General features: G+C 39.7%; 3 protein-coding genes and 2 pseudogenes. 2 read left to right on the top strand and 3 right to left on the bottom strand.

The genetic code is table 11. The features are described 5' to 3' along the window. Positions 1-190: 190 nt before the first annotated feature. Positions 191-871: pseudogene (locus H1P_RS39275) on the bottom strand (response regulator). A gap of 164 nt (positions 872-1035) precedes the next feature. Here H1P_RS39275 and H1P_RS07465 point away from each other — a divergent pair. Both H1P_RS07465 and H1P_RS07470 read left to right on the top strand, forming a co-directional pair. Continuing rightward, positions 1036-1743 (top strand): hypothetical protein, encoded by a 708-nt coding sequence (locus H1P_RS07465; RefSeq protein WP_144865666.1) that lies wholly within the window; start codon positions 1036-1038, stop codon positions 1741-1743. 34 nt (positions 1744-1777) lie between these two features. Continuing rightward, positions 1778-2614: a hypothetical protein gene (locus tag H1P_RS07470; RefSeq protein WP_144865668.1), complete on the top strand. Its 837-nt coding sequence runs from the start codon at positions 1778-1780 to the stop codon at positions 2612-2614. Between the two features lie 172 nt (positions 2615-2786). On the opposite strand, the gene H1P_RS07475 is transcribed toward H1P_RS07470, so the two are convergent. Next, positions 2787-3044 carry a serine hydrolase gene (locus H1P_RS07475; protein WP_425461525.1) on the bottom strand — a complete coding sequence of 86 codons (258 nt, stop codon included), beginning with the start codon at positions 3042-3044 and terminating at the stop codon, positions 2787-2789. Further along, positions 3025-3069 (bottom strand): annotated as a pseudogene (locus H1P_RS39800) (hypothetical protein); the annotation flags it as partial. The pseudogene H1P_RS39800 and the gene H1P_RS07475, both read right to left, overlap by 20 nt. Positions 3070-3923 lie beyond the last annotated feature (854 nt).

Raw genomic sequence — 3923 nt, forward strand, 5'->3', positions numbered from 1 at the left:
TTAAACAAGCTGATTCTTGTAAATTTTTTCGCTTACTTTTTCAGCAAACCCTAAATAATTACAAAAAGGCTTCTTGATTTTTAGGTGTGGACTACTTTACTAATCATTGAGTATTTCAACTCCATTGTATCCGATCGAGACTTTACCCAGAGCCAAACTGGGTAAAGCCCATATGTCTTAGAAACAAGTCCTAGGAAATCAAGCCAGAGCGTAATGCTACTACTGCTGCTTGTACGCGATCGTCAACTGTTAACTTGTTTAATATGCTTCTGACGTGAGTTTTGATTGTATTGCGACTTAAATGAAGGGCTGCTGCAATTTCTGGATTACTTTTACCCTCAACTATTAGCTTAAGAACGTCCATTTCTCGTTCTGATAAATTACCTATTTTATATTGGGAAGAAGCTGGCTTCAAATGTTTAACTACTACTTGAGCTATTTGCGGATCGAGATATTTTGCTCCGTCTTGGGCTATAGCGATCGCCATAAGTAAACGCTCAATTTTTCCTCCTTTAACACAATAAGCATCAGCACCAGCAGCAAGGGCAGCAATTACTTCTGTCTCTAAAGTATGAGAGGTTAGCATTACTACTCCTATGTCTGGCAGTGTTTCTTTAATTTTTTGAGTAGTAGCAATCCCATCAAGGCGTGGTCAACCAATATCCATGATTACTAGGTCTGGTTTAAGTTGCAAGGCTGCTTGAATACCTAAATAGCCATCTTCTGCTTGACCAATTATTTCTAAATGAGAGATATCTGCGAAAGCTTGTTCTAAACCTAACTGCATTAAGGGATCATCTTCGACTATTAAAATCCTTACCTTTGGCAGAGAAGGAGATGTCTTAGTAGAAGAAGCAGTTTTTTGAGACATAAAGGCTTGCAAAGATAAGCTACCTAAAATTAGGCTATCTCATCTCTGGTAATTTTTTAAACTTTTTCCCTAAGTTAACGCTTAAGATAGGGATCTTTCATTGACTTGTCCTGACCGTAAGCCTAAATTAACTTTTAAAGAAAAATGGATTCAATCTTGAAATTATGTTTCGCCTCTCTAAATTTCAGACAAAAATATTACTGCTATTAAGACTAATCGGGTTTATTATCCTAGGCAGTTTCTTAAAGGATCGGATAGCTCTCAATGGCGTAAATACGATCGAGCATAGCCTGCCAGCTACACCGATCGCTAGTAAGGTTATTTTATCTGAATCAAGCGATGTGGAATTTGCTCCCTTACAGCAATGGTTTGAAGCTGGTAGCCGTCCCCAGGACTACGCTATGGGTGCTGACCTCCGCGAGAAGCGCAATGGTCGTGCTAGTGGTACGATTCAAGCTCAACCTGGTGCAATCAAGGGATTTGGTACTCTGATGCAGGTCTTTGATGCTAGTACTTATCGAGGTCAGCGACTACGACTGAGGGGATATGTCAAGGCTGAGGCTGTTGAAGACTGGGCAGGACTCTGGATGAGAGTCGATGGTACTTCTGGTCAGGTATTGAGTTTTGATAATATGCAACAACGCCCCATTAAAGGCTCGAACGACTGGCAATCTTATGATATTGTCTTAGATGTCCCCGTAGCAAGTAAGAATATTGCCTTTGGGCTTCTATTGTCAGGGTCAGGACAAGTCTGGATGGACGATCTTCAATTTGAAGTTGTTGACACCGAAATCCCAACCACTAATTTAGAAAATACCCAAAGTAGCTCTCAATCACCTGCTAATTTATCGTTTGAGACACTTAATGAATAGCTGAGTAAGCAGAGCAACACAGGTTACAGGTTATATGACACAACAGAAACAAAAACGAAAACGTGGCATAGTTTTAACCAATATAGGCTTACAAAAACTTCAAGCTGCAAAGCAGAAGGTGGAAATCTGGGAAAATAATGGCGATCGCTATACTTTTGAAGAATTGAGCCAACGCAGTGGGCTAGCACCAATTACAGTAGCTAAGATTTTAAACCGAGAAACGGGGGTTGATAAGCAAAGCCTGATACTTTGCTTTAGTGCTTTTGGTTTAATTCTAAGTGAGGAAGACTACACCAAACCAAATCCGCAATCATTGAACAAGAACAATACTCCAGAAGATTTTCAGTCTCATGTTCCACCAGGTTGGTTTGTCGCGGGTTCTCACCCTCATGACTATGATGTGAGACTGGACAACACAGTAGCTTACCAAGGACAAACAAGCGTCCTTATTCAGTCTAAATATCCGCAGGCAGAAGGTTTTGGAACACTAATGCAAGAGTTTAAAGCCGACCGCTATTGCGATCGACGACTACAGCTATCTGGCTATATTAAAACCGAGGCAGTGGAAAATTGGACGGGTCTATGGATGAGGGTTGACGGTGAAAATCAAGTGTTGAGCTTTGATAATATGCAGAATCGTTCGATTAAGGGTACAACTGACTGGACGAGGTATTCAGTGGTATTAGATATACCTGCTGCGGGCAATCGTATCGCTTTTGGTATCTTGCTAGTTGGTTCGGGTCGAGTTTGGTGCGATCTGTTGCAATTTGAAGCTGTTAGTCTAGATATTCCGACCACAGAGGTTACAACTAGCAGTCAGCTTTGCGATCGACCAATCAATCTTGATTTTGAAATGCCTACCACGGATTAGAGATTTTAGACTTGTTGCGAAATAACTTTTTCTCAAAATTTAGTCCTGATTTATAGTAATTCCAAATAGAAACCACAAGTTACTCAGTACTACTTTTAATCCTTCATCCTTCATCCTTCATTCCTCATCCTTTTACCGATGTTGAACAACGTCAGGAAATTAATTGGAATGACTATAAATCGAGCAATTGATAGTTACTGGCTGAATATTGCGATTCTTCGCCAGGCTCAGAGTATGGTTCTAGTTCACTCACATAAGCAAGTTTTTCCTCTGGCTGCCAAATTCTAGTGGGGTCTGCCAAGAGCTCATTTTGATAGGCTTCACTATCTTGATAATCTACAATGCTACTGGTGTGGTTCAGCAATCGAGCGATTGTGATGCGATCGCCACTATCAAGATCGCTTAAAATATCATTCAAACAGTAAATCAAAACCCGTACCACCATCGATTTGGTCATCTCCTTTATTCCCCCAAAGGCGATCGCTATTTTATTTCTCTTTTATGATTATGGGGCAATAAACCCAAAGAAATAGGGAAAAGTAGAAAAGAACAAAGTCCTTCAAATGGTGATTAATTCTTACTTCATTCCCAATAGTTGCAAAAGAGGGATTAGTTTTTGGCTGTTAGCTGTTTGCTGTTAGTGACTGAGACATGAATTTAAAACAATTGATTAAACTTAAAAAGCGGATGCTCCTAGTGGCTTAAGACGTTCATCCCCATCGCATTTGGGGGCAAGGGAAGCGCGCCAAGCATAGAAAGGTTATGCGTTTAAAAAATTCTCTACAACTCGATTAAATTCTCCAGTAAGGTGTCTGCCAGTGGTATTTGAGGCGGTGCATATTTCATTGACAGATTGTAGAACCAGATTCAAAATAGCGCTCGATTTTTAAGGCAACTTTCTTTCCCGATTTATCTAGTTCCCATTGACTAAGGGTTCTTTCACCCGCACGGAGAATTCAGTTATCATGGTTCAATTATTGAAACCAAGCTAGTGTTCCTTGTACTTTTTGTTAGGACATTTAAACTAAAAAAGTCGCACTAAAGTATCGTTGCCATTCCCCTACAACAGAACCAACAATTTATGTCATAAGGATGATTACTTAATTAATTCATAGTGTCAAATTAATAAACAAGAGCAAAAACAATATCTTTAATTAAAGAGACAACTTAAAGCAGGGTTGAATCATACTATGAAGCATATCTACAATGTTTACAAAAATGAGTTGGGCAGAACTTCATGAGCTTTTGAGACGGTTGTTTATGGCAACCATAGCTTTATGAGCCAGGCTGTTTATTTTAGGAGAAGCTT

Source organism: Hyella patelloides LEGE 07179 (assembly GCF_900659865.1).
Lineage (GTDB): Bacteria > Cyanobacteriota > Cyanobacteriia > Cyanobacteriales > Xenococcaceae > Hyella > Hyella patelloides.